The organism is Burkholderia sp. BCC0405 (assembly GCF_902833075.1).
Lineage (GTDB): Bacteria > Pseudomonadota > Gammaproteobacteria > Burkholderiales > Burkholderiaceae > Burkholderia.
In genome coordinates this window covers 185877-209765 of record NZ_CADFEO010000011.1, presented here as the reverse complement: position 1 = coordinate 209765, position 23889 = coordinate 185877, and the positions used below count along the sequence as shown (strand labels likewise).

Genomic DNA, 23889 nt, shown 5'->3' with positions numbered 1-23889 from the left:
CTGGCCGCGTTGCAACCACGGAGCGGCAGTGGCGCTGGCTGAATACCGGGCTCGGCGTGCTGCTCGTGGTGTCGATCGTGCCGATGTGGCTGCCGTAGCGACGCCGCGCGCGCGGCGCGGCACAGCCACGGCATCCGCGGTCAGCGCGAACCGGCGCGCGCGGCGCCGGCGGGTTTCCCGTCCGCACCGGCCGCCCCCAACGGCAGCCGCAGCGTCGTGACGAAGCTCGCCGCGTGCAGCACGCAAAGCAGGCCGAACGCCCACGCATACGCGTTCGCCTGCGTGCCGCCGCTCGCCACCGTTTCGGCCTGCAGCCGCCACGCGAGGAACAGCGTGCAGACAGTCGTGAACGTCGGGCCGCCGAGACGCTGCACGATATTGAGCGAGGTCGTCGCCATCGGCAGGTTGCGGCGCTCGACCGACGCATACGCGGCGGAAATCGACGGCGCGCCGATTGCGCTCTGGCCCATGCCGCGCAGAAACAGCGCCGGCACGAGCAAGTACGGATCGTAGCCGGTCAGCGCGAGGAACACGAACGGCAGCGTCGCGAACAGCGCGAGCAGCGCGCCGGCGGCAGCCAGCCGCCGCACGCCGAACCGGCTCGTCAGCGCGCCCATCGACGGGTAGGTGACGAGCATGCCGAGGCCCATCGGCGCGAGCAGCCAGCCCATTTCGCCAGGCGTGCGGCCGCAGGCCTGGATCAGGAACACCGGAATCAACATCTGGCCCGCGAACAGCGCGCCGTTCGACAGGAATTGCGTTGACGCGGCCGCGCCGAACACCTTGCCGCGCAACAGCGCCAGGTCGATCAGCGCATGGTCGCCCTGGCGCGTTTCGACCCGCAGGAACGCCGCGAGCAACAGCGCGGCCGCGACGATCGCCGCGATGCCGAGCGCTTCGTTGATCCGTTCGATGCCGTACAGGAACAGCACGAGCCCCGGCGACAGCAGCGCCAGGCCGACCCAGTCGAGTTTGCGCGGCTGCGTGTCGTCGCGGTCGCCGGGCAGGAACCGCACGGCCAGCGCGAGCGCCAGTATGCCGACGGGCAGGTTCACGAGAAACAGCCAGCGCCACGACGCGTGCTGCAGGATCGTGCCGGCGACGACCGGGCCGAGGATCGGCGCGAGCAGCACGGGCACGGCCGCGTAGCCGATCACGCGCGCCATCTGCTGGCCGGCGACGCGCGCGATCATCATCTGCGCCATCGGCGCGAGCAGCCCGCCACTCACGCCTTGCAGCACGCGGAACGCGATCAGCGACGGCGCGGACCACGCGAGCCCGCACAGCGCCGACGTGAGCGTGAACGCCGAGAAGCACCACAGATACAGCGCCTTGGCGCCGATCCGGTCGACGAGCCAGCCGTTCAGCGGCAGCACCAGCGTGAGCGCGAGCAGGTAGCCGCTCGTCACCCACTGGATCGTCGCGAGGCTCGCGTGCAGATCGGTCGCAAGGCTCGACAGCGACACGTTGACGATCGTCGCGTCGAGCTGCGACAGCAGCGAGCCGAGTACCGCGACCGCGCTGACCTTCCAGATCGACGGATCGAGCTGGCTGGCCGCGTGGCCCCGCGCCGTCCGGGCGCGCGGGTCGCTCATGCGCCGCGCCGGTCGAGCAGCGCGATGATGTCCTGCGTCGTGCCCGTCTCGCCGAGGCGCGGGAACAGACGCTCGACGCTGTTCGCATGCCTGTCCGCGTCGAGGTCGGTCATCGCGTCGACGGCGAGCGTCACGTTGTAGCCGAGTTCGTGCGCCTGCCGTGCGGTCGATTCGACGCCGATGCTCGTCGCGACGCCGGCCAGCACGATCTGCGTGACGCCGGCCGCCTTCAGGTGCGCGTCGAGGTCGGTGCCGGTGAATGCCCCCCAGGTCTTTTTCGTCACGAGGTGATCGCCCGGCTGCCGGTTCAGTTCGGGCACGAGTTCGGTCCAGTCGGCGGGAAGCGGGTCCACGCGCACCTGCTGCTGGGTGCGACCCGGAGCGCCGCCCGCGACGTTGACGAGCACGACCGGCAGGCCGCGGTCGCGGAATGCGTCGAGCAGTGCGCGGGTGTGCGCGATCACCGGTTCGACCGGATGCGCGGTGGGGAGGGCGACGATGCCTTTCTGCAGGTCGATGACGACGAGTGCCGTGTTCGTGTCGAGACGGGTTGCGCACATGATGGGACTCCGTGGAAGGGACGAGGAAAGCCGTGCGCGCGAATGCCGTGGGGCGCGCTGGCCGGATTCATTGTTCGCCGATGCGGCGGATCAGCGGGATCGCGGCGGCGAGCGTGTCGATGTCTTCCGGATCGAGCTGCTCGATCGCGGCGCCGAGCCACTTGTGTTTCGCGGCGTTGCGCTTGAGCCGTGCATCGAGGCCGGCCGCGGTCAGCCGGAACAGGATCTGGCGGCCGTCGGTCGGATGCGGTTCGCGCTCGACGAGACCGTCTTCCTCGAGGCTTGCGAGCGTCGCCTTCATCGACTGCGGCTTCATCGCTTCAGCGCGCGCGAGGTCGGCGGTCGTCATCGGCCCGTGCCGTTCGAGGCGCGCGAGCGCGCTCGTCTGGGACATGCCGAGCCCCCCGGATTCGATCTCGGAGCGGAGCCGGCGGATCAGCTGGCCGACCGCGAGGGTCAGGTCAGCGGCGACGATGTCGGCGGAAACGCCGGGTTTGCGTGGCGGGTTCATGCGGCGGATCATAAGACACGACAGTTAAACTTGCAAGTTTAACTGTCTAATTGTCCGCCGAATCGAGGTGCAGCGGGAGGGCGGTCATGCGCCGCGGACCGGGACCGGAACGACTTCGCTGTATCTCGGGGTCGCGTGCTCGTGCAGCAGGTCGCCGAGGTATTGCGCGAGTTCGTCGGCGGCGAGCGTCGGCGGAACATGCAGGTTGGCCGGGCGCCGTTTGCCTTCGGTGCCAAGATCGAACACGGCCCAGCGGCCATTCATGCGCACGACGGCCAGCAGCCGTCCGAATGCGTTGAAGCGGTATTCGTCCTGCATGGCATCGCTCCCGTAGGGTGAACGCGCCGGCCGCCCGTGTGCGCTTACCGGATCGAGCAGGACAGCCAGCGGTGGATCTTGATGGCATCGCTCGAGACGCCCGCGCGCGTGGGCGCGCCGAGCAGCACGACCGTTTCGCGGCGGCCTTTCACGCGCATGCGCATCACGACGCCGTGCCCGGACTCGTTGATGAAGCCGGTCTTCTGCAGCCGGATCGGCAGGCGGCGGTAGCGGACGAGCGGGTCGGAATTCACATACAGCAGCTCGCCGTCGCCCGGGCGCACGGTGGTCGACGTATCCGTCGAGAAATAGCGGATCAGCGGATCCTGCGCCGCCGCGCCGACGAGCTTCGCGAGATCCTCGGCCGTCGACACGTTGTGCGGCGACAGGCCGGTCGGCTCGCGGAAGTGCGTATGGCGCATGCCGAGCCGGCGCGCTTCGCGATTCATCGCCTTGACGAAGGCGGCGCGTCCGCCCGGATAGTCGCGGCTCAGCGCGGCGGCCGCGCGGTTTTCCGACGACATCAGCGCGATATGGAACATCTCGCGGCGCGACAGTTCCGAGCCGACCTGCAGGCGCGACACGGTGAACTTGATCGTGTCGCGGTCGTGCGCGGTGACGCGCAGCACGCCGTTCAGCGGACGGTCAGCGTCGCGTGCGACGACGGCCGTCATCAGCTTCGAGATCGACGCGATCGGCCGCACGGCGCGTGCGTTGCGCGCCAGCAGCGGCGTGCCGGAGTCGACGTCGAGCACGTAGGCCGCGCGTGAATGGAGGGAATTGACCGTGCGCGGGCCGTAGCCGCAACTCGCCATCAGGCGCGGCCTGGCGGCCGGGCGCGGGCGCACGGCGGTCGCGCGCTTGGCGCGACGCTGCTGCGGGGCCGGTGCCGCGTGACGCTTGACTGCCTGGTGCTTCACATGCGGGCGGCGATGCTTGACGGCCTTCTTGGTGCGCTGGGCCGGCTTCTTCTTGACGGTTTTCTTGACGGCTTTCGCCGGCGCATGAGCGTGCGCGGCGCGCGGCGGCGGGTTGCGTGGCGTGGACGACGCGTTTGTCGAGAAGGCGAGCATCAGCATCGACAGGGCGACGAGCAGGGTGGCTCGGGCGAAGGGCAGGCGCGCGATGAGGCCGGTCAAGCGAACGTCTCCTTTTCACGCGCGGTGAGGCTGCGTGGAATGTACGGGGGGCAGCGGGATGCGGAAAATTATACGGTCGATCGCGGGGCGATGACGATTGAAGGCGGGAAACGATGCGCGATTCGGTGAATGGCGCAGGCCCTGTTCGGCGGGGTGACGCCTCTTTGCGTGGCGATTTGCGTCGATATGCCGCGCCTGCCTGACAAACGATGGAACAGCCGGCAAGATGTCGGGATCATTTTCAGGAGCGCCCATGTCCAGCCGCCCGCACGCGTTACCCGTGCAGCCTTGCGTATCGATCGACAGCCTGTCCGCGAAGGGGGAGCTGGTTGCCTGCAACGTCGCTTGCAGCGCGATGGTTCCGAACCGGTCGAGATCGCTCGAATGACTGGCCGCGGCCGCGTGCTTCACGCGGTCGCTACGGACGGCAACTGCTATCGCATCGATATCGCCGACCTGGCGCTCGGGTGAGGGCATCGCGCGTTTTGACGTCGCAACGGCGAGGGCACGCATGAAAAGCATGCACGGGCGCCGCGCGCCATTCAACGTGGCCAGTTTCGCCGCGACACCACCGCGAAGCTGAGCGCGATCGAGCCGGTCACGGGGCGCGGCGGCGCGTCGTTCATCGCGCTCATCGCGTCCACGGCATCGCCGAAACGAAAGCCGCGGCCGCGGCCGCCAGCGCGTTCGGCACGCTCGATTCGTTCGGCACGACGTTTCGGCGCGCGCGGATCGGCTGTTGCGGCGCGCCCGTCGAGGGCGGCCGGTGCGCACGAAGCGTCGTCGGGCGGACATTCACTGACGAGATCAACGGACATGACGGGCGATTCCTGAAAGGGCATGTCCGTATTGAACGTCATTGCATTCGATCGGTAAAATGAATGTTTTGATCGTTGATATTCCTTTCAAGAATGGAATTGAAACTTCTGAGGACGTTCCTGACCGTCACCGAGCTTTGCCATTTCAGCCGCGCGGCCGATTCGCTGCACATGAGCCAGCCGGCACTGAGCAAGCAGATCGGCGCGCTCGAGGCGAGCCTCGGCGGCAAGCTGTTCGAGCGCGGCCGGCATGGAGCGGAGCTCACCGCGTTCGGCGAGCGTTTCCTGCCCGATGCGCAGGCGCTGGTGCGCGATGCGGACGAGATTCTCGCCCGCGCGCGCGAGCTGTCGAGCGGGCAGCGCGGTCATTTGCGGCTGGGCATCTGCTTGTCGGTGCTGACGCTCGCGCCACGGCTCGTCGCGGAGTTTCGCAGCCGGAATCCTGGCATTGCCGTCACGCTGAGCGACCTGTCGTCCGCGGAGCAGACGCGCCGATTGCGCGCGGGCAAACTCGACGCAGGTTTTTTGCGCCTGCCGTCGGACGAAGGACTGTCGTCGTTCAAGGTGATCGACGAGGCGCTGGCGCTGGCGGTGCCGCCGCATCTCGGCCTGAAGCGCGTGCCGGCCGATCTCGGCACGCTCAACGAAATCGGCTTCATCGCGTTGCAGCGCGCACGCGGGCAAGGGCTGGCCGCGCAGGTCGACCGGTGGTGCATCGAACGCCGCTTCGTGCCGCACGTGACGCAGCAGGCCGAAGACGTGCAGTCGGTGCTCGCGTCGGTCGCGGCCGGCGCGGGCGTCGCGTTCATCCCGTCGCGTGCGCAATATCTGCTGCGTGACGCGACGGTATTGCCGCTCGACGGCAAGGACGCGAAGTGGCGCGTCGGGCTCGCGTGGCTGTCGGGCCGCGACGATCCCGTCACCACACGCTTCGTGTCGTTCATGCGTGCCGCGATCAAGCATGCATGATGGACGAAGCGGTATAGTGTCCTCGGCCGGCGGCGGTCGCCCGATCGCGTGCCGGACACCCGAACGACAGCCCCCGTCTTGCTCACCGACCGCAACCCATGACTTCGGAATCCGACGACTCCCCGCTCGATCCCGCACTCGTCGCGACGCTCGCGACGCTGAACGACGCCGCGAGCGATCCGGCCGGCAAGACCTGGTCGTTGCCCAAGATCGCGAAACGCACGCAACTGCCGATGAGCACGCTGCGCCGCGTGCTGACGCAGCTCGACGCCGCGGGCCTGAGCGTGACGACGCTGAACGAGGACGGCACCGGCAGCGCCGCGCTGACCGACGAAGGGCGCGCGGTGTGCGCGCAACTGTTCGGCGCGAGCGACGCGCAATGAAAAACGGGCCGCTGGGAAGCGGCCCGTCGTCTTGCGGCCGGGTATGCGGTTCGATACGGGGTATCGGTTTGTTACCACCGCACCGTCACGCCGCCCATCACCGAATGATCGTAGGTCTGGTCGTTCAGCCCGCGCCGGTAGCCGATGTCGAGATCGAGCCACGGTTTCGGCGAATAGATCGCGCCCGCGATCACGAATGCAGGATTCGCACCGGCGCTGCTTGTCGTGTTGCGTGATGTGCCGATGTCGGCCACGATCTGCAACGTGTCGGTCACCTTGTAGATCGCCGCGCCCGACACGGCCCAGATCGACGTCAGGTCGCCCTGGCGATTCGGCTGGTACGTCATGCCCGCATTCGCGAGGAACGAAAACCGCGCGACGTCGAGCTGCGCGAGCAGCGTTGCGCCGGCACCCACGCGGCCGGTGCCGAGCCCGCGCCGGTCGTTGCCGGTCGGCGTCGTCAGTTTCGGCTTCAGCGCGATCGACAGCGGGCCGCGTTCGACGAACCGCCATTTCATGCCGATCTCGACATCGCCGACCCCGGCGCCATTTTCGTCGGTGCGTGTCTGCAGATGCGTGTACGGCACGTTCACGTAGAGATCGGCGTGATCGCCGAACCCGCGCGTGAGCGTCGCGTTCCACAGCTGGTGACGGCCGTTTTCTTCCTGTTTCGAGGTTTCCTCGGCGTTGAACTCGAACTGCCAGTTCGCGTTGCCCTGCGTGCCCGTGTCGTCGCTGACGAGCGGATGGGTGGCGAGGGCGTCGAACGGCGCGAGGAGGGCGCTCGCGGCTGCGAGCGGAAGCATTCTTTTCATTGGATCACCTGTCGTGCGTGGCGAGCCGGCCGGCCCGCACAGGGGTGCGCGAGCCGGCCGGCTTCAGGAAATGGCCTTCAGAACCATTGCTTGTAGCGGCGCACGTAGATCGTCTTGACGATCTGCGCGAGCACGATGTAGCCGACCATCGTCGCGGCGAGCCACGGCCAGAAGGTGCCCGGCAGGTGCATGAAGCCGAGGGACTCCGCGAACGGCGAGAACGGCAGCCAGCAGCCGATCGCGATCGCGGTGAACGTCGACAGCAGCACCGGCAGCGCGGCCGTGCTCTGCAGGAACGGGATCTTCTGCGTGCGCAGCAGGTGTACGACGAGCGTCTGCGATACGAGGCTCTCGATGAACCAGCCCGAATTCATCACGATCTGGCCGCCGGTGCCGCCGTTCAGGTGATACATCGCACCCGCGCCGAACACGGTCCACATCAGGATGTACGTCGTGATGTCGAACACCGACGACGTCGGCCCGACCCAAAGCATGAAGCGGCTGATGTTGCCGGCTTCCCACTTGCGCGGCTTCTTCAGGAACTCGGGATCCATCTTGTCCCACGGCAGCAGCATCTGCGACGTGTCGTAGATCAGGTTCAGCACGAGCAGCTGGGTCGCGAGCATCGGCTCCCACGGCAGGAAGGCGCTGGCGACCAGCACCGAGAACACGTTGCCGAAGTTCGAGCTCGCGGTCATGTTCAGGTACTTCAGGATGTTGCCGAACGTCTCGCGGCCCTTGATCACGCCTTCCTCGAGCACCATCAGGCTCTTTTCGAGCAGGATGATGTCGGCGGTTTCCTTCGCGATGTCGGCGCCGCTGTCGACCGAAATGCCGACGTCGGCGTCGCGCAGCGCAGGCGCGTCGTTGATGCCGTCGCCGAGGAAGCCGACCGTGTGGCCGTTCGCCTGCAGCGCCTTCACGATGCGCGCCTTCTGCAGCGGCGTGAGCTTCGCGAACACGGTCGTGCGTTCGACGACTTCCGCGAGCGTCGCGTCGTCGAGCGCTTCGATTTCCGTGCCGAGCATCGGCTTGCCGGGTTCGAGGCCGACCTGGCGGCACACCTTCATCGTGACGATCGGGTTGTCGCCCGTCAGCACCTTCACCGCGACGCCGTTTGCGCGCAGTGCGGCGAGCGCCGGCGCCGCCGATTCCTTCGGCGGATCGAGGAAGGTGAGGAAGCCGCGCACGACGAGGTCGTGTTCGTCGGCGGTGCGGTACTGCTGGCGCTCGTCGCCGCGCGGGATCGTGCGCGTCGCGAGCACGAGCACCCGGAAGCCGTCCTCGTTGTATGCGGTGGCCTGTTCGAGCAGCCGCTTGCGCGCGACGAAGTCGAGCGGGCGCACGCCGTCCTCATCCTGCACGTGCGTGGAGACGGCCAGCATTTCCTCGACCGCGCCCTTGCAGATCAGCAGGTGCGTGCCGCGCGTGTCCTCGACGACGACCGACAGGCGCCGGCGGACGAAGTCGAACGGCAGTTCGTCGATCTTCTTGTAGCCCTGCGGCTTCGCGCGCGCGCCGATTTCGTCGGCACGCGCGACGACCGCGATGTCGATCAGGTTCTTCTGGCCGCTCTGGTGGAAGCTGTTCAGCCAGCCGAGCCGCAGGATCTCCTCGTCCTTGTAGCCCGACAGGTCGAGATGATGTTCGAGGATGATCTTGTCCTGCGTGAGCGTGCCGGTCTTGTCGGTGCACAGCACGTCCATCGCGCCGAAGTTCTGCACCGAGTTCAGGCGCTTGACGACGACCTTGCGGCGCGCCATCGCGACCGCGCCGCGCGCGAGGTTCGCGCTGACGATCATCGGCAGCATCTCGGGCGTGAGGCCCACGGCCACCGCGAGGGCGAACGTGAGTGCGCTCAGCCAGTCGCCCTTGGTGAGGCCGTTGATCATGAACACGATCGGCACCATCACGAACATGAACTTGATCAGCAGCCAACTCACGCTCGCGACGCCGCGGTCGAAGCTCGTCTCGATGCGCTTGTGGCTTACGACGTTGCGCGCGAGCGAGCCGAAGTAGGTGTCCTCGCCGGTCGCGACGACGACGGCCGTCGCCGTGCCGCTGACGACATTGGTGCCCATGAAGCAGACGTTCTCAAGATCGAGCAGCGATGCGGACGTATCGGTCGCAGCATCCGCCGCATGCGTGCTGGCGGATTTGCCGGCGACCGCGCCGAGCGTGTCGTACTTCTCGACGGGCAGCGCCTCGCCGGTCAGCACGGCCTGGCTGATGAACAGGTCGCGCGACGCGAGCAGGCGCACGTCCGCCGGGATCATGTCGCCGGCCGACAGGTGCACGATGTCGCCGGCCACGACTTCGCGCATCGGCACCTCGCGGCGCGACGGTTCGGACGTGTCGGTCACCGCGCGCTGCACGGTCGCGGTCGTGCGGACCATCGCCTTCAGCTTCTCGGCGGCGCGCAGCGAGCGGAATTCCTGCACGAAGCGCAGCAGCGCGCTGATCGTGACCATCGTCAGCAGGATCGTCATGCCGACGTAGTCGCGGTCGTCGGGTGCCGCGAAGTAGACGTCGGTGAAGAAGCTGATGGCGGCCAGCACCAGCAGCACATAGACGAACGGGTTGTGGAACGAGAGCAGCAACTGGCGGGTCCAGTGCGGCGGCTTGTCGTGCGCGATTTCGTTCGGGCCGTAATGCTGCAGGCGATCGGCGGCCTGGTCGTAGGTGAGGCCGCGCGTGCTGGCGTTCAGCGACTTCAGCGTGTCTTCGAGCGGCCGGGCCGCTTCCTGCGCGGCGCGCATGATGTGCGGGTCGTTCTGCGGGCCGGCGCCGGCCTTGATAAAGCCGCGCTGTTTCTTTTGCGATGTGTTGTGTCGTGTTGTCATGAGTCGGTCCCTGCGCACGGGGCGGCGGGCGGGGAGCGACCGTGACGTTATCGACGCACGAGCGCTCCCTGCCGCGTCGCGTCAGGCGCGATCGGTTGTGGATCGGAGAAGGCGGGAACGCTCGCCGGCGCGTGCGGTGCGGCCGGAGGGGCGATGCGCAGCGTCGCACCGGCGAGCGGTAATCGACTACTGTCGTCTGAGTTCATCTGCACTCCTTTCGGTTGAGAATGATCGGCACGGACGATCGACAGCGACGCACGCACGAAGGCGCGCGGCCGGACGGCACGCGAACGGAAAGCGCACGCAACTGACGCTGCGCGCAACACGAATGCACGCACGCGACGGCGCATCGCGTGCATTCGACAACAATGAAAATTCGGCGGGAGATCGGGCCAGTCAGGCCGGAAGGGCGCCGCATCCTGCTTCCCGGGATGCGGCAGAAGACGAGGCTCTGCGCGTTTTCCTCAGGCAGCAGTCAAGTTGGTCAAGGACCAACTACAACTCGCATCGGTGTTCACAGAACACTCCATGTAATTAGACGGGAGCGATGGTAATGGGTCGCTGTGCGAAGCGTCAACCCTTTTGTCAGTCGTTATTTCGAGAAACGTAATCGGGGCGATGCGTGACCGGAGAATCGCCGGATCGCCCTCGATGAAACGGCCGCGCGCATGCGATATCGGCATGCGCGCGGCCGCGTCGAAGCAGGGTGGCGCCGCTTAGTTGGCTGACGCGACGGCGGCCCCTGCATCGAGGATGCCCGAGCCCGCCGGCATCGCGGTGCACGACGTGCCGGCCGCCAGCTTGGTCGTGCGCGTGCCACCCTGCAGCTTCTGCTGGATCTGCGCCGGCGTGAGATTGCCGTTCACCGACAACATCAGCGCGGCGACCCCCGTCACCTGCGGCGTCGCGAGGCTGGTGCCGCTCGCGAGGCCATAGGTGTCCGAGCCCGGCGTCGTGGTGCCGGTATTCGACGTCGACAGGATGTTGACGCCCGGCGCGCTCAGCGCGACATCGGCGCCGAAGTTGCTGAACGACGCGCGGAGGCCCGTCGTGTCGGTTGCGCCGACGCTGATCACGCCACGGCAGTTCGCGGGCTGGTCGAGACCGGTCGACAGGCCGTCGTTGCCGGCGGCGACGACGACGGTTACGCCCTTCGCGGTCACGTCGTCGATCGCCTGCTGGAACGTCGTGCTGCACGCGCCGACCCCGCCGAGGCTCAGGTTGATGACCTTCGCGGGCGTCGGGTTGTTCGGTACGCCGTTGACCGGAATGCCGGCCGCCCAGCGCATCCCGTCCGCGATGTCGCTCGTCGTGCCGCCGCACTTGCCGAGCACGCGCACCGGCAGGATTTGGCCGAGCCACGAGACGCCGGCGATGCCGGCGCCGTTGTTCGCGGTCGCGCCGATCACACCCATCACGCGGGTGCCGTGCCAGCTGCTGTTGCTCGGCTGGGGCGCGCAGTTATAGTACGGGCCGCTCGCATTGCTGAGTTCCTGCTGCGTGACCCAGTCGCCCGGATCGGTTGCGTCAGGGCCGCGCGTCTGGCCATTGTTGCTGGTATTGACGTTGCTGATGAAGCTGTAGCCGGGCAGAAGGTTGCCGACGAGGTCGGCATGCGGCCGGTAGCCGGTGTCGAGCACGGCCGTGACGACGGTCGGCGAACCCTTCGTCACGCTCCATGCGGGCGGCATGTCGATGCCGGCGGTCGGGTCGGACAGGTACCACTGCTGGCTGTAGAGCGGATCGCTCGGCGTGTCGCGGATCTGCATCGGGTGATCCGGTTCCGCGTAGTCGACGTCCGAATCGGCTGCGAATGCTTGCGCGAGCGCGGCTGCGTCGGAGGCGGCCATGCGCTGCCCGAGCGACAGTACGGCAGCGCCGTTCGAGATCGTCCGTTCGACCTGGACGTTTACCGGCATTTGCCCGACCGCGCTCGCATAGGCGCGTGCGCTGCCGGTGACCGGTGCCGTCCAGCGTGTCATCGAGCGCTGGATCACCGCGTCGAGCCGCGTCCCGTTGTCGACGGCCGCCATCGCACGCGTGGCCGTCAGCGTCTTCAGCTTGACGATCAGGTGATCGATCGGCGCTTCGGCCGGCGCCGTCTGCGCCGCCATCTGCACGGCGGCCTGCTGCGTCGCGCATGCATTGGTGCCGGTCGTGGTGGGAGCGGGCGTCGGGGCGGTCGGGGCAGGCGTCGGAGCCGGCGCCGCGTTGGAGGAAGACGGATTGCTGCCGTCGCCGCCGCCACCGCCGCCGCAACCGGCGAGGGGCAGGAGGGCGGCGGCAGACAGCATGCCGGCTAGCATGCGCGCATGTGCGGAGCGCGCCAGCGCAAAATTGAATCGTTTGGCTCTCATGTTGAAACTCGATCCTCGTAGATAACCGTCGTGCCGGCGGTGGCGCTGATCCGGCTGACCCGGACCTTGTCTTTTTTGTCTGACGGTTGCAGCAAGGTTGCTGCGACGCGCCATGCACTGGGTAACGGCCGGCGTGGCGGCTTCTTGAGTGCGTTTCACGAGAAAAAACGGGGCGCGCGCAAACGATTACGTTGCTGCGTTGCAGCATGAACGCGTGTTTGGAACGTATGCCACAGAAGAGGGGGTGAACCCTTGCGCGGCCGATCGGGCGAAATGTGCGGCGCGGGGCGGTTTGCGCGGTACGGAAAACATCTTTCACGCCCTGGCTGCGGTGGAAGGTTGATTACGCTTTCCCTGATGCGGCGCGAATTTTGTCGGGCGTACGATCGTCATTCGATCAACGTTTCGTCAGGAGAAAAGCATGGATCGCCGTTTCCGCTGGCTGGCCGTCGCGCTGTCCTGTGCGCTGGCGGGGAGCGCGCACGCGCAGGCCCTCACCGGCACGCTGAAGAAGATCAAGGACACGGGCGTCGTGTCGCTGGGCATTCGCGAATCGTCGGTGCCGTTCTCGTATTCGGACAACCAGCAGAAGAACATCGGTTATTCGCGCGACATCGCGTCGCGCATCATCGACCAACTCAAGACGGAACTGAACCTGCCGAATCTCGCGGTGAAGGAAATCCCGATCACGTCGCAGAACCGGATTCCGCTGCTGCAGAACGGGACGATCGATTTCGAATGCGGATCGACGACGAATACGCTCGAACGGCAGAAGCAGGCCGCGTTTTCCAACAGCATCTTTTTGTACGGCATCCGCTTCAGCACGCGCAAGGATTCGGGCGTGAAGGACTTTCCCGACCTGGCCGGCAAGACGGTTGCGACGACGGCCGGCACGTCGGACGAGCGCCTGCTGCGCAAGCTCAATGAAGAGAAGGCGATGAACATGACGATCATCAGCGCGAAGGATCACGCCGAAGCGTTCATGAACGTCACGACCGGGCGCGCGGTGGCATTCGTGATGGACGAGCCGCTGCTGTACGGCGAGATTGCGAAGGATCGCAACCCGGGCGCGTATACGGTGACGGGCACGCCGCTCGTCCATGAAAACTATGCGTGCATGATGCGCAGGGACGATCCGGCGTTCAAGCATGTCGTCGACGGCGTGATTGCGAAGATGCAGACGTCGGGTGCGGCCGAGAAGCTGTACGACCAATGGTTCATGAAACCCATTCCGCCGAAGGGCGTGAGCCTCAACTATCCGCTGTCGGCGGAGATGAATCAGTTGTTCAGGAATCCGACGGATCAGGCGCAGTATTGACGGAATCGTTTCAATCGAGTGCAGGCCGGCATGACGAACATGCCGGCCGTGCGTTCGAACGCCACCGGCCCGGCAACCGGTGATGCGGCTCGCATCCGGCGGCGTGAGCGGGCTTCGCGCTGTTCAAGTCGGACGATGAAAGCCGCCTCTTGATCCTTCGCTGCGCGCGCCGCGTTGCCGGCGCCGTACCTCGCGGACATCCGTCCGGATCGCGTTCCCCCGCTTCTTTTTCCACTTTGCCCGCGCCGGTGCTCCGCGCCGACAGGCCGCGTGTGCACACGCATGCGATGCCTGTCCGGTCGCGCCGGTTATCGCGTATACCCGGATTCAGATTTCAATTTGAACTGGTCAGAATCGGCCAAAATTGTTCAACAATTTTCGGCGAAAAATCCCGGGAAGCCCCATGCGGCGGCGTCTGGGAGGCGTTGCGGAATTTCAGCGCGGGAGCCGAACAACCCAGGAGTCTTGCGATGTCCGCTCGTTTTCCGCTTCGCCATTTCCTTCGCGGCGCGCTCGTGCCGCTGGCCCTCGCGTGCTCGTTCGCGGCGGCGGCTCCGCTGCAGACCGTCCGGCCCGGCACCTTGCTGGTGGGCTCCGATCTCACGTATCCGCCTTATGCGTATCTGGAGGCCGGCAAGCCGGCCGGCTTCGACGCCGAGTTCTCGCGGATGCTGGCGCGCCACCTGAATCTCGAGCCGGTGTTTCTGGACACGCGGTTCCCGGACCTGATCCTCGGGATGAAGGCGCGCCGCTTCGACATCGTTGCGTCCGCGCTGTACGTGACGCCCGACCGCGTGAAGCAGGTCGATTTCGTCCCGTACCTGAAGACGGGGGCCTCGCTGCTGGTCGCGAAGGGCAGCACGTTCCTGCCCAGGACGCCGCAGGACCTGTGCGGCAAGCGGGTCGGCTCGATCAAGGGCGCATCGTGGACGCCGAAACTGCGTGCGCTGTCGCAGGATGCGTGCAAGGCGAGCGGACGCGGCGAGATCGCCATTCTCGAGTTCCCGACGTCGCCCGAAGCGACGTCCGCGCTGATGTCGAAGGCAGTCGACGTCCAGATCGAGGACGCAGCCGTTGCGCAGGGGATCCCGCGGCAGACGGGCGGGCGTGTCGAGATCGGCTCGGCGACGCTGCTGTATCCGATCGTGATCGGCCTCGGGGTGACGAAGGGCGACAGCGGCCTGCTGGGCGCGCTCGAGGGCGCGCTGAGCGACGCAAGGCGCAGCGGCGAGTACGGCAGGCTCGTGAAGAAATACGGGCTGCAGGAGCCGACGCCCGCCGACGTCGCCGCCGCGCTCGGCACCGCGAAGTAGGCGCGCCGCAGGGCCCGAAGTACGCGTGACCCGATCATCGCGTGCCGAGCCGGCGCGCATCTCCGCACCGGCGTGCACGCTGCACGCCGGGCGCGGCATCACCCTGCGGGGTCGAGGAGTCTTCGATGCAGTTCGATTGGCACTATGCGTTTCAGTTGTTGGGGGACAAGGATTTCTGGCGCGCCTGCGTCGTGGTCGTCGAACTCAGCGTCGCGGCGTGGGTGCTCGGTGTGCTGCTCGGCTTCCCGCTGGCACTCGCGCGGCAATCGCACCGGCCGCTGTTGAAGCGGGTGGCGGCCGTCTACATCTGGTTTTTCCGCAGCCTGCCGCTGCTCGTGCTGCTGGTCTTCATCTACAACCTGCCGCAGGTCTTTCCGGCGACCAGCGCGGTCCTGTCCGATCCGTTTACGGCCGGCCTGATCGCGATGGTGCTGAGCGAGACCGCGTATTTCGCGGAGATCCATCGCGGCGGGATCCTGTCGGTGCCGCGCGGGCAGCTCGAAGCGGGGCGTGCGCTCGGCATTCGGTTTACCGGCATCCAGCGAATGATCGTGATGCCGCAGGCGATCCGCATCGCGTTACCGGCGCTCGCGAACGAGTTCATCACGATCGTGAAGCTGACGTCGCTGGTGTCGGTGATCTCGCTCGCCGAGATCCTGCTCGTCGGGCAGCGGCTGTACACGCAGAATTTCCTCGTGTTCGAAACGATGCTGGCCGTCGCGTTCTACTACGTGTTGATCGTCACGGTGTTCAGCCGACTGCTCGGCTATCTCGAGCGGCACCTCGACGTCAGCCGCCGCGCACCCGCGCCGGCCGGCCACACGCACGTCGAATTGCCGCTGTCGGCGCCGGCCGTCGCGCCGAGACCGCGCGCGAACGCCGAATTCGCGCTGCGCCTGAAGGGCGTGCAGCAGCGCTACGGGCGACACGAGGTGTTGAAGGACATCCATCTCGACGTCGTGCCGGGGCAGGTGGTGTCGATCATCGGCCCGTCCGGCTCGGGCAAGACTTCGCTGATTCGCACCGTCAACGGCCTTGCGCCGGTGAACGCGGGCGAGATAGACCTGTACGGCGAGCCGTTCGTCCGGGCGTCGGGTTCGCATCCGCCGCGCGTCTCGAACGAGCGCATTCTCGATATCGGCATGGTGTTCCAGAGCTTCAACCTGTTTCCGCATCGCACCGCGCTGCAGAACGTGATGATGGCGCCGTGCTATCACCGCCAGGCCGACGAGGCGGCGATCCGGCTGCAGGCGCTGTCGCTGTTGTCGAAGGTCGGGATGCTGGAGCATGCGAACAAGTACCCGCATCAGTTGTCGGGCGGCCAGCAGCAGCGCGTCGCCATTGCGCGCGCGCTCGCGACGCGGCCGTCGATCATGCTGTTCGACGAACCGACGTCGGCGCTGGACCCCGAACTCGTCGGCGAAGTGCTGAAGGTCGTCGAAACGCTCGCGAAGGAGGGGATGACGATGATCATCGTCACGCACGAGATGAACTTCGCGTTCAAGGTATCCGATCGCATCGTATTCATGGAAAACGGCCGGATCCTGTACGACGTGCCGCCTGAACGGATTCGCGGCAGCGCCGATGAGCGCGTGCAGGACTTCCTGAAGCACGTTCACTTCGCATGACGAATGATCCGGGAGAAGCGGAAATGAATTCGGCGGATTTGCATCACGGCGCTGCGATCGAACAGGCGTGCGTCGACCGGCTGCGCGCATGTCTCGCGCATGCCGACGCGTATCCCGACGACATCGACGCGGCGTGGCTGGCGCGTCGCGACGCCGCAGCGATGGCCGATGCGCACGCATGCGATGCGCCGCGGCGCGCCGGTGCGGCCGGCTTGCCGCTGGCCGGTGTCGTGCTGACGGTGAAGGCATGCTTCGATTGCGCGGGCTGGATTACGCATGCCGGTTCGCGCGTGCTTGCCGACGCGCCGCCGGCCGCCGTCGACGCGACGGCGGTGTCGGCATTGCGTGGTGCAGGAGCGGTGCTGGTCGCGCAGACGGCGATGACCGAGTTCGCGTACGGTGCGCTCGGCGTGAACCGCGCGTACGGGACGCCGACGACACCGCTCGATGCGCGGCGCGAGCGCGTTGCCGGCGGATCGAGTTCGGGCGCGGCCGTGTCGGTCGCGCTTGGCGCGGCCGATCTGTCGCTGGGTTCCGATACGAGCGGCTCCGCACGCATTCCGGCGGCATTCTGCGGCGTGACCGGATTCAAGCCGTCGCGCGGACGTTATCCGGACGGCGGCATGCAGTTTCTGTCGACCAGCTTCGATGTACCGGGCCTGCTGGCCGCGACGGTCGACCTGTGCCGTCGCGCGGACGCGGTGCTGTGCGGTCATGACGAACGGCGGCCGGCGCGCACGCCGGTGTTGGTTCGTGATCTGGATTTCATCGTGCCCGAGCCGTTCGCGACCGACGGTCTCGATCCCGTCGTTGCGCGGGCATTCGACGCGCGGCTGTCGCGGCTTTCCGCACACGGCGCGCGGATCCGGCGCAAGCGGCTCGACTGTGTGGCCGAGGCCGGTGCCGTCGCCCGTGCGGGCGGCATCATCGCGGCCGAAGCGTTCATGCTGCACCGTGCGCGGCTCGCGACGGCAGCGAACCGCTACGATCCGCTGGTCGGACCGCGCATTGCCGCGGGCGAGCAGGTGCGCGCACACGATTATGCGGCCGCGCTGCTGCGTCTCGCCGCAATGGCGGACACCTACGATGCCGAACTCGGCGATGCGGATGCGGTGCTGACGCCAACGGTGCCGATGCTGCCGCCGCGCATGACCGATCTCGCCGACGAAGCCGCGTACCTCGAGCAGAACGGGCGTGCGTTCCGGTTGACCGAATTCGCGAATCGGCTCGACCTGCCGAGCATCAGCCTGCCCGGCGACCTGCACGATCGACTGCCGGTCGGCCTGCTGATCACCGGGCGCCGCGGTATGGACGCGCGGCTGCTCGATATCGCCGCGGCGGTCGAGCGCGCGCTTGCCGATTCCGCATGACCTGCTTTCCGGCGACAAGGCTTGCCTTGTCATTGTTCATCGACACTATTAAGGAAAACTCATGATTGTCGTAAGATCGGGCGATATCGCCAATACAGAACGCCACGCACGCGGTCCGGGCTGGGACAGCAAGCGCATGATCGTCAAACAGGACGGCGTCGGCTACTCGGTTCACGAGACGTGTGTTCACGAAGGCGCGGAGCTGCATCTGCACTACAAGAACCATTTCGAAACCAACTATTGCGTGGCGGGAGAGGGGGAAGTCGTCGATACGGCGACGGGCGACGTACACCGGATCGCGCCCGGAACGATCTACGCACTGAACCTGAACGATCCGCATATCCTGCGCGCGACGCGGGGCGATCTGCATCTCGTGTGCGTGTTCAACCCGCCGCTCACGGGGCTCGAAACGCACCGGGAAGACGGCAGTTACGCGCTGCCGGAGGACGAGCGCGCCTGACGGCCGCGCGATGCTTACGCGGCCTCGCGCTGGCTGCGCTTGATCGCTTCGACGAGCATCCGCTCGGAATCGTCGAGATAGCGTGCCAGCGTGGTGACGGCCTCGCTGCGACGGTTCTGCGTGAGCAGGTCGTAGATCTGGTACTCGCGCTGGATCCAGTCGGGCGTCTGTACGCGCCGCTCGTCGGGGTCGGCGGCAAAGACGAGGCGCAGCTGGGCCGAGATGGTTCGGAAGAACTCGTCGAGCAGCGCCGATTTCTGCAGCGCGACAATATGCTGATGAAACCGCAAGCTGTGCGTGCCGACGGCCTGCCAGTTCTGCTTGTCGAGTTCGCGCTCGGCCGCACGGATCGCGGCCTGCATTTTCTCGAGCAGCGCCGGTTGCGCGAGTTCGGCGGTGTTCAGCGCATGCAGTTCGAGCGTGCGGCGCGCGACGTAGAGATCGCGCACGTCCTGGCGGTTGAGCGTGCGCACGACGACGCCCTTGTGCCGCACGAACGTGACGAGCCCTTCACGGCCGAGCTGGTGCAGCACTTCGCGCAGCGAATTGCGCGACGTGTCGTATTCGGCGGCAAGGTCCATTTCGATCAGTGCAGTGCCGGGCGGCAACTTGCCGCTGATGATGTGCTCGCGTAGTTGATGGCTGATTCGGTCAGCGACCGACTGTCCTCTCGCTTTTTCGCTTGCCATGCCGTTCGTTCGCTCCTCTCCTGATCGTGCGCCGCCGGCGTGGCGGCCGGCGGTGTTTCGCCATTCTACGGGCTGCGGCGCGCGTTACGCCGTCTTGTCGCGCTGCCAGTCGGCCTGCGGCGGCTGCATCCCGTGCTGGCCGCGATACGGCGCGACCGACGGCGACGACCAACCTTCGAGCAGGCTCGGGGCGAGCCGGTAGACCTCGACGCCGAGCGGCCGGCACACGTCGATCGGGTCGCGCGCGTCGGGGCCCCACATCGGCACCGACAGGTCGCCGCCGGGGCAGGTGGACATCGCGCACAGCAGGTCGATTTCCGCGAAGAATTCGAGATAGTCGCCCGGTTTCGCGGGGCATGCCTTCATGAAGTATTTGTCGTCGCGGTTCAGGCCCGTGCACTGGAACACGTTGAGCACGTCGTGCACGTCGAATTCGGTCAGCCCGTAGGGCGCGACGGCGCGGACGAGGTTCGAGTGGCAGTGGAAATGAAAATCCTCGCCGGTCAGCAGCTTGTTCACGTACGGGTCGCAGCGTGTGCCGAGCAGGTCGTGGACGCGGCCGCCGTCGCTGTCGACGCCATAGTCGGCCAGCGTGTCGTCGGTGATCGTCGCCATCGGGCGCAGGTACGGCAGTGTCGACCAGAGCCGGTCGAACGTGCTCACGTGCGCGGCCTGCAATTGCCGGGTGCGCGACGCCCACATGCGTTCGCGCGGATTGTGCAGGTTCCACATGTTGAAGTCGGCGACCTGCGGACCTTCCAGGGTGACGATGCGGAACACGTGGCCGGCCGGCACCGTCCATGCGAAGCCGCTGCGGATCGGCACGACATGCGACTCGATGCGTTCGCGCGCGTCCTGGCGTCGGGCGATCGCGGAATAAAAGGCAGTGTCGACGTTCAGGACGGAGCCCTTGGTGACCTGGTAGGCAGCGGGATAGTTCGACATGACGCGGTACTCTCGGGGAAGTGGGCAGGTGCGACGATCCGGCTGGAATCCTTTGTGCTGGCCGGTCAGGCGTCGATTCCAACGATAGATTGTTCAACAATTTATCGACGCTTCGGGGAGTATAGAGGGAAGGCGGGGAGGTGTGTCAATGGGTGGAAAGTACGGAGGGGCCGGCGTTTCGATCCGCTCTGGAGCGGGCCGGCAGCGCGCGTTCGCCGGGACGGGAAACGCGCGGGAGGCGCGCGACCGGCAATAAAAAACCGCCGGCGTGTGCCGGCGGTTTCGGTATCGCTGTCAGTCGCTTGCTCGCTTGCTCGCTTGCTCGCTTGCTCGCTTGCTCGCGCGCGCGACGCAGCGTTGCGTCAGGCCTTGATTTCAGGTCCACGCGCGGCCGGCCGGGCCGGCGTGTCCGTTGCGGGCGCAGGCGCCACCGACCGCGCGGACGGCTGCGCCGGCACGATGACGAGCACCGGCTCGGGCATCGCCCAGAGCGGCATCGCGAACCCGACCGGCTGCGGCGCCGACATCCCGAATGCGTTGGCGAGCGCGACGTGCTGGAGCGCCATCATTTGCTGCTGCATGGCGACCATCTGCGCCTGGGCCGCCTGCATCTGGTACTGCGCGGCCTGCATCTGCCGAAGCGCCGCGGCCGGCGGCATGCCGCCCGACGACGTCTGCATCTCGAAACTCGCGCCGCCTTGCGGGCTGTGCCAGCTCCACGTGCTGACCTTCATCGGGCCGACGGCCGTCTGTACCACGTGTGTTTCGGCTTTCACGGGCACGGCCTGCCCGTTGACGTTGACGAACATCGGTTGCGCGGCCGCAGCGGTGCCTGCCTGCCCGGCCATCGCGAGTACCGGCATCAGCGCCAGCGCACCCGCTGTCATATACGAACGGAATCGCATCTTCGTATCTCCATCAAACGATACTGATCGAATCAACAATGAACGAATCGTACGGCTCACGGAAAGAGCCACCGTCACTGTGGCGGTGCTGGCTTAAATCAGCATTAAAACCCCGGCCGAGCAGCCCGGCCCGCACATTGCAGCGCAGCCTTCGATCGGCATTCAACCTCGCCCGTGCCAGGGGAATCCGGCCGTCCGGCGCAACTGCAGGCACAATACGTGATTCGCCGCGATCGCACGCACGTTCGCCATTCGAACATCACGCGGCTGCGTCGCCGCCGCCTGAATCCTTCCCGGTCGTCATGAACGCCACGCTCACTCCCGCGCGCGAGTCGAATTCGCCGCGTTTCCTGTTGTTCCTGATCTGCCTGTTCGCGTCCGCCGGCCAGCTCGCGATCGACATCTACGTGCCCGCGCTACCCGACATGGCACGCTCGTTCGCGACCACGCCGCAGGCGATCCAGTCGAGCGTGTCCGGCTACATGGCGGCCTATGCGCTCGGCCAGCTCATCTTCGGGCCAATCGCCGATGCATACGGGCGCAAGCGCGTGCTCGCGTTCGGGCTCGTGATCTACACGATCGGCTGCCTGCTGTCGCTCGGCGCGCAGAACCTGGAGACGTTCGTGCTGGCGCGCTGTCTGCAGGGCTTCGGGATCGCGACCACCAACCTGCTCGCGAAGGCGATCATCACCGATTCGTTTTCCGGCCAGGCGCTGATGCACGCGTTTACGTACATGTCGATCGCGTGGGGGCTCGCGCCGATCGTTGCGCCGGTGATCGGCGCGCACCTGCAGGAATGGTTCGGCTGGCGCGCGTGCCTCGTGTTCCTGCTGGTGTACTCGCTGGTGATGTGGGCGCTGCTGTGGCGTTACCGCGAAACCTTGCCGAAACCGGTGCATCTCGAGCCGCGCACGCTGATGACGAACGCGGGCAAGGTGCTGGCGAGCCCGGTGTTCCAGAGCTGCTTCCTGGCACAAGGGCTGTGCTACAGCATCCTGCTCGTGTTCAACATCGTCGGGCCGTTCATGGTGCAGACCACGCTGCACAAGCCGCCGACTTTCTTCGGCTATCTCGCGCTCGGGATCGGGCTGATGTATTTCCTCGGCGGCCTGTCGAACCGGATTCACGGGCCCGGGCTGCCGAGCGCCGAGCAACGGCTGCGCATCGGCGCGCGCGTGATGGCAGGCGCGTCGGTCGCAATGCTGGTGCTGGCGCTGACCGTCGGGCTGCGCGTCTGGACGCTGGCGATGCCGGTGCTCGTGATGGGCTTCTGCGCGGGCGCGATGTACCCGACGCTGATGGCCAAGGGCAACTCGCTGTTTCCGCATATCGCCGGCCTGACGAGCGCGATCCTCGGATGCGCGCTGCTGCTGGTGTCGTCCGCGATGATGGGGCTGGCCGGTTTCGTGTCGATTCATGTGCTGACGCCGCTCGCGGTGTTCTTCGTCGCGCTGTCGTGCATCGTCGTGTGGATGGTCACCAAGCTGCTGCGGTACCTGTCGCAGCAGCAGGCCCAGGCCGCGCCCGTCGTGTGCGGGCGCGAAGAGGCCGCGTAAGTGCCGCCTGTCGACCGACCCATGAACCCGATCCTGCTGAACCGCGTCGCCCGAACCGACGCCGCCGACCTGATCGCCGCCAATCGCGCGAGCCGGACTCACCATCTGCCGTGGGTCGACGCGTTCACCGACCAGGCGGGTTTCGACCAGTGGTTCGCCCGCTGCCTGACGGGGCCGAACGTCGGCCTCGTTGCGCGCGAGCGTACGTCAGGGGCGGTGGTCGGCGTGGTGAACCTCAACGAGATCGTGGGCGGCGTGTTCCAGAGCGCGTACCTCGGGTACTACGGCATGGCGGCGTTCAGCCGCAAGGGGCTGATGACCGAGGCCATGCGCGCGGCGATCGGCGTCGCGTTCGGCGAACTCGGGCTGCATCGGCTCGAAGCGAACATCCAGCCCGGCAACCACGCGTCGATTGCGCTGGTTCGGCGGCTCGGTTTCACGAAAGAGGGGTTTTCGCCGCGCTATCTGCGCATCGGCGGCGAATGGCGCGACCACGAACGGTGGGCGCTGCTGGCCGACGGCGAGCACGAAACGCGCACCTGACGCCCGTTACCGGGCGATCTTCTTCCCGCCGCCGGCCGCTTACAGCGGATGCGCCGCGCCGGCCTGCGTCAGCAGCGACACGGCAGCCGGATCCGGCATCCCGTTCGAGTCGATCGCGCCGGCTTTCGCGAGCGCGACGAGATCGCCGTCGACACCCGGCTGCCCGACCGTGAACGGTGTGGTCAGGAATGCGGGTGCCGCGAGCGTGACCGAATAGCGCTGCTGCAGGTTCGTGACCACGGCCGATTGCGCGGCCTGCACGGTGCTCGAGCTGTTCATCGCCTGCTGATAGCGCGGATTACCCTGGAAATTGCCGATCAATGTGGCCGTGTCCGTGCCGAGCTGGGCGGCGAGATAGACCAGCATCAGTTCGGTCTCGGGGGTTGTATTGAACGTGCCGCCCGCATACGCGAGCGAATGCAGGCTCGTGCCGCCCGACGTCACGGTGATCGCGCACGGCAGCGCGGCATTGACCGTTACGCTGTAGTTGCCGCCGCCATCCGTCAGCGTTGTCGCCGAACCCGTCACGCAACTGACCGTCACCTGCGCGCTGGCGAGTGCGTCGCCCGTCGCGGCCGTGCCCGAGATCGCGACGGTCTGCGTGGTGTTGTTGAAGCAGGCATCCACGCCGAAGCAGGCATCGCCGTTGCAAGCCTGAAGCGTCGCGAGGGTGGCGAGGCAGAGCGTGCCCAGCGCGGGGCGGATGAAACGCCTGGGGGGAGTGTTCATGGTGGCGGGTGTCCGGGAGAAAGGGGCAGCCGGTGCGAGCCCAAGAGGCGGCGCTTTTCACATTCTAGATTCCGGATTCGCGGGTTGCTTGCGGGTTTGTCGTTCCTTCCGGAAGCCTTTCGGTT

The 23889-nt window shown here is 66.9% G+C and carries 23 protein-coding genes; 9 read left to right on the top strand and 14 right to left on the bottom strand.

What is annotated here, in order from left to right; translation table 11 throughout:
• Positions 1 to 140: 140 nt before the first annotated feature.
• The 7 genes from HWX36_RS20220 to HWX36_RS20190 form a co-directional block, all read right to left on the bottom strand.
• Positions 141 to 1595, bottom strand: a complete 1455-nt coding sequence (locus tag HWX36_RS20220) for a DHA2 family efflux MFS transporter permease subunit (protein WP_175954015.1) — start codon at positions 1593 to 1595, stop codon at positions 141 to 143.
• Positions 1592 to 2155 carry an isochorismatase family protein gene (locus HWX36_RS20215; protein WP_175954013.1) on the bottom strand — a complete coding sequence of 188 codons (564 nt, stop codon included), beginning with the start codon at positions 2153 to 2155 and terminating at the stop codon, positions 1592 to 1594. The genes HWX36_RS20220 and HWX36_RS20215 overlap by 4 nt, the downstream gene beginning before the upstream one ends.
• A gap of 67 nt (positions 2156 to 2222) precedes the next feature.
• Positions 2223 to 2678 (bottom strand): MarR family transcriptional regulator, encoded by a 456-nt coding sequence (locus HWX36_RS20210; protein ID WP_175030829.1) that lies wholly within the window; start codon positions 2676 to 2678, stop codon positions 2223 to 2225.
• Positions 2679 to 2750: 72 nt separating this feature from the next.
• Positions 2751 to 2984, bottom strand: a complete 234-nt coding sequence (locus tag HWX36_RS20205) for a hypothetical protein (protein WP_175954011.1) — start codon at positions 2982 to 2984, stop codon at positions 2751 to 2753.
• A 44-nt stretch (positions 2985 to 3028) separates the two neighbouring features.
• Positions 3029 to 4123: a serine hydrolase gene (locus tag HWX36_RS20200; protein WP_175954009.1), complete on the bottom strand. Its 1095-nt coding sequence runs from the start codon at positions 4121 to 4123 to the stop codon at positions 3029 to 3031.
• Positions 4124 to 4138: 15 nt separating this feature from the next.
• Positions 4139 to 4645: a hypothetical protein gene (locus HWX36_RS20195; protein WP_175954008.1), complete on the bottom strand. Its 507-nt coding sequence runs from the start codon at positions 4643 to 4645 to the stop codon at positions 4139 to 4141.
• Positions 4646 to 4665: 20 nt separating this feature from the next.
• Entirely contained in the window at positions 4666 to 4983 is a 318-nt protein-coding gene (locus HWX36_RS20190) for a hypothetical protein (protein ID WP_175954005.1), read from the bottom strand.
• A gap of 51 nt (positions 4984 to 5034) precedes the next feature.
• Here HWX36_RS20190 and HWX36_RS20185 point away from each other — a divergent pair, with 51 nt between their 5' ends.
• Positions 5035 to 5910 carry a LysR substrate-binding domain-containing protein gene (locus tag HWX36_RS20185; RefSeq protein ID WP_175954003.1) on the top strand — a complete coding sequence of 292 codons (876 nt, stop codon included), beginning with the start codon at positions 5035 to 5037 and terminating at the stop codon, positions 5908 to 5910.
• A gap of 98 nt (positions 5911 to 6008) precedes the next feature.
• Entirely contained in the window at positions 6009 to 6293 is a 285-nt protein-coding gene (locus HWX36_RS20180; RefSeq protein WP_175954001.1) for a transcriptional regulator, read from the top strand.
• A 71-nt stretch (positions 6294 to 6364) separates the two neighbouring features.
• Here the strand turns inward: HWX36_RS20180 and HWX36_RS20175 are convergent, their stop codons facing one another.
• From HWX36_RS20175 to HWX36_RS20165, 3 genes are all read right to left on the bottom strand, one after another.
• Positions 6365 to 7108, bottom strand: a complete 744-nt coding sequence (locus tag HWX36_RS20175) for a transporter (RefSeq protein WP_175953999.1) — start codon at positions 7106 to 7108, stop codon at positions 6365 to 6367.
• A 77-nt stretch (positions 7109 to 7185) separates the two neighbouring features.
• Positions 7186 to 9951 carry a magnesium-translocating P-type ATPase gene (mgtA, locus tag HWX36_RS20170; protein WP_175953997.1) on the bottom strand — a complete coding sequence of 922 codons (2766 nt, stop codon included), beginning with the start codon at positions 9949 to 9951 and terminating at the stop codon, positions 7186 to 7188.
• Between the two features lie 716 nt (positions 9952 to 10667).
• A complete protein-coding gene (locus HWX36_RS20165; protein ID WP_175953995.1) occupies positions 10668 to 12308 on the bottom strand; it encodes a S8 family peptidase in 1641 nt (546 codons plus the stop codon).
• Positions 12309 to 12729: 421 nt separating this feature from the next.
• Here HWX36_RS20165 and HWX36_RS20160 point away from each other — a divergent pair, with 421 nt between their 5' ends.
• From HWX36_RS20160 to HWX36_RS20140, 5 genes are all read left to right on the top strand, one after another.
• Positions 12730 to 13626, top strand: coding sequence for a glutamate/aspartate ABC transporter substrate-binding protein (locus HWX36_RS20160; protein ID WP_175953993.1), 897 nt, complete (start codon positions 12730 to 12732; stop codon positions 13624 to 13626).
• Between the two features lie 470 nt (positions 13627 to 14096).
• A complete protein-coding gene (locus tag HWX36_RS20155) occupies positions 14097 to 14939 on the top strand; it encodes an ABC transporter substrate-binding protein (protein WP_175953991.1) in 843 nt (280 codons plus the stop codon).
• Between the two features lie 125 nt (positions 14940 to 15064).
• On the top strand, positions 15065 to 16567 hold the full coding sequence (locus HWX36_RS20150) for an amino acid ABC transporter permease/ATP-binding protein (protein WP_175953989.1): 1503 nt from the start codon (positions 15065 to 15067) through the stop codon (positions 16565 to 16567).
• Between the two features lie 23 nt (positions 16568 to 16590).
• A complete protein-coding gene (locus tag HWX36_RS20145) occupies positions 16591 to 17937 on the top strand; it encodes an amidase family protein (RefSeq protein ID WP_175953987.1) in 1347 nt (448 codons plus the stop codon).
• Between the two features lie 61 nt (positions 17938 to 17998).
• Positions 17999 to 18397 carry an ectoine synthase gene (locus HWX36_RS20140; RefSeq protein ID WP_175953985.1) on the top strand — a complete coding sequence of 133 codons (399 nt, stop codon included), beginning with the start codon at positions 17999 to 18001 and terminating at the stop codon, positions 18395 to 18397.
• A gap of 14 nt (positions 18398 to 18411) precedes the next feature.
• Here HWX36_RS20140 and HWX36_RS20135 read toward each other — a convergent pair whose 3' ends face one another.
• From HWX36_RS20135 to HWX36_RS20125, 3 genes are all read right to left on the bottom strand, one after another.
• Entirely contained in the window at positions 18412 to 19086 is a 675-nt protein-coding gene (locus HWX36_RS20135; RefSeq protein WP_069260171.1) for a GntR family transcriptional regulator, read from the bottom strand.
• A gap of 84 nt (positions 19087 to 19170) precedes the next feature.
• On the bottom strand, positions 19171 to 20031 hold the full coding sequence (locus tag HWX36_RS20130; RefSeq protein ID WP_175953983.1) for a DUF1989 domain-containing protein: 861 nt from the start codon (positions 20029 to 20031) through the stop codon (positions 19171 to 19173).
• A 362-nt stretch (positions 20032 to 20393) separates the two neighbouring features.
• Positions 20394 to 20936, bottom strand: a complete 543-nt coding sequence (locus HWX36_RS20125; RefSeq protein ID WP_175953981.1) for a hypothetical protein — start codon at positions 20934 to 20936, stop codon at positions 20394 to 20396.
• 302 nt (positions 20937 to 21238) lie between these two features.
• Between HWX36_RS20125 and HWX36_RS20120 the strand changes: the two genes are divergently transcribed.
• Both HWX36_RS20120 and HWX36_RS20115 read left to right on the top strand, forming a co-directional pair.
• The gene (locus HWX36_RS20120; protein WP_175953979.1) at positions 21239 to 22492 is read left to right on the top strand and encodes a multidrug effflux MFS transporter; all 1254 of its coding nucleotides are present in this window, start codon (positions 21239 to 21241) and stop codon (positions 22490 to 22492) included.
• A 21-nt stretch (positions 22493 to 22513) separates the two neighbouring features.
• Complete coding sequence (locus HWX36_RS20115; RefSeq protein ID WP_175953977.1) at positions 22514 to 23035, top strand: GNAT family protein; 522 nt, start codon at positions 22514 to 22516, stop codon at positions 23033 to 23035.
• A gap of 39 nt (positions 23036 to 23074) precedes the next feature.
• On the opposite strand, the gene HWX36_RS20110 is transcribed toward HWX36_RS20115, so the two are convergent.
• Entirely contained in the window at positions 23075 to 23764 is a 690-nt protein-coding gene (locus tag HWX36_RS20110) for a hypothetical protein (protein WP_175953975.1), read from the bottom strand.
• Between the last annotated feature and the right edge of the window lie 125 nt (positions 23765 to 23889).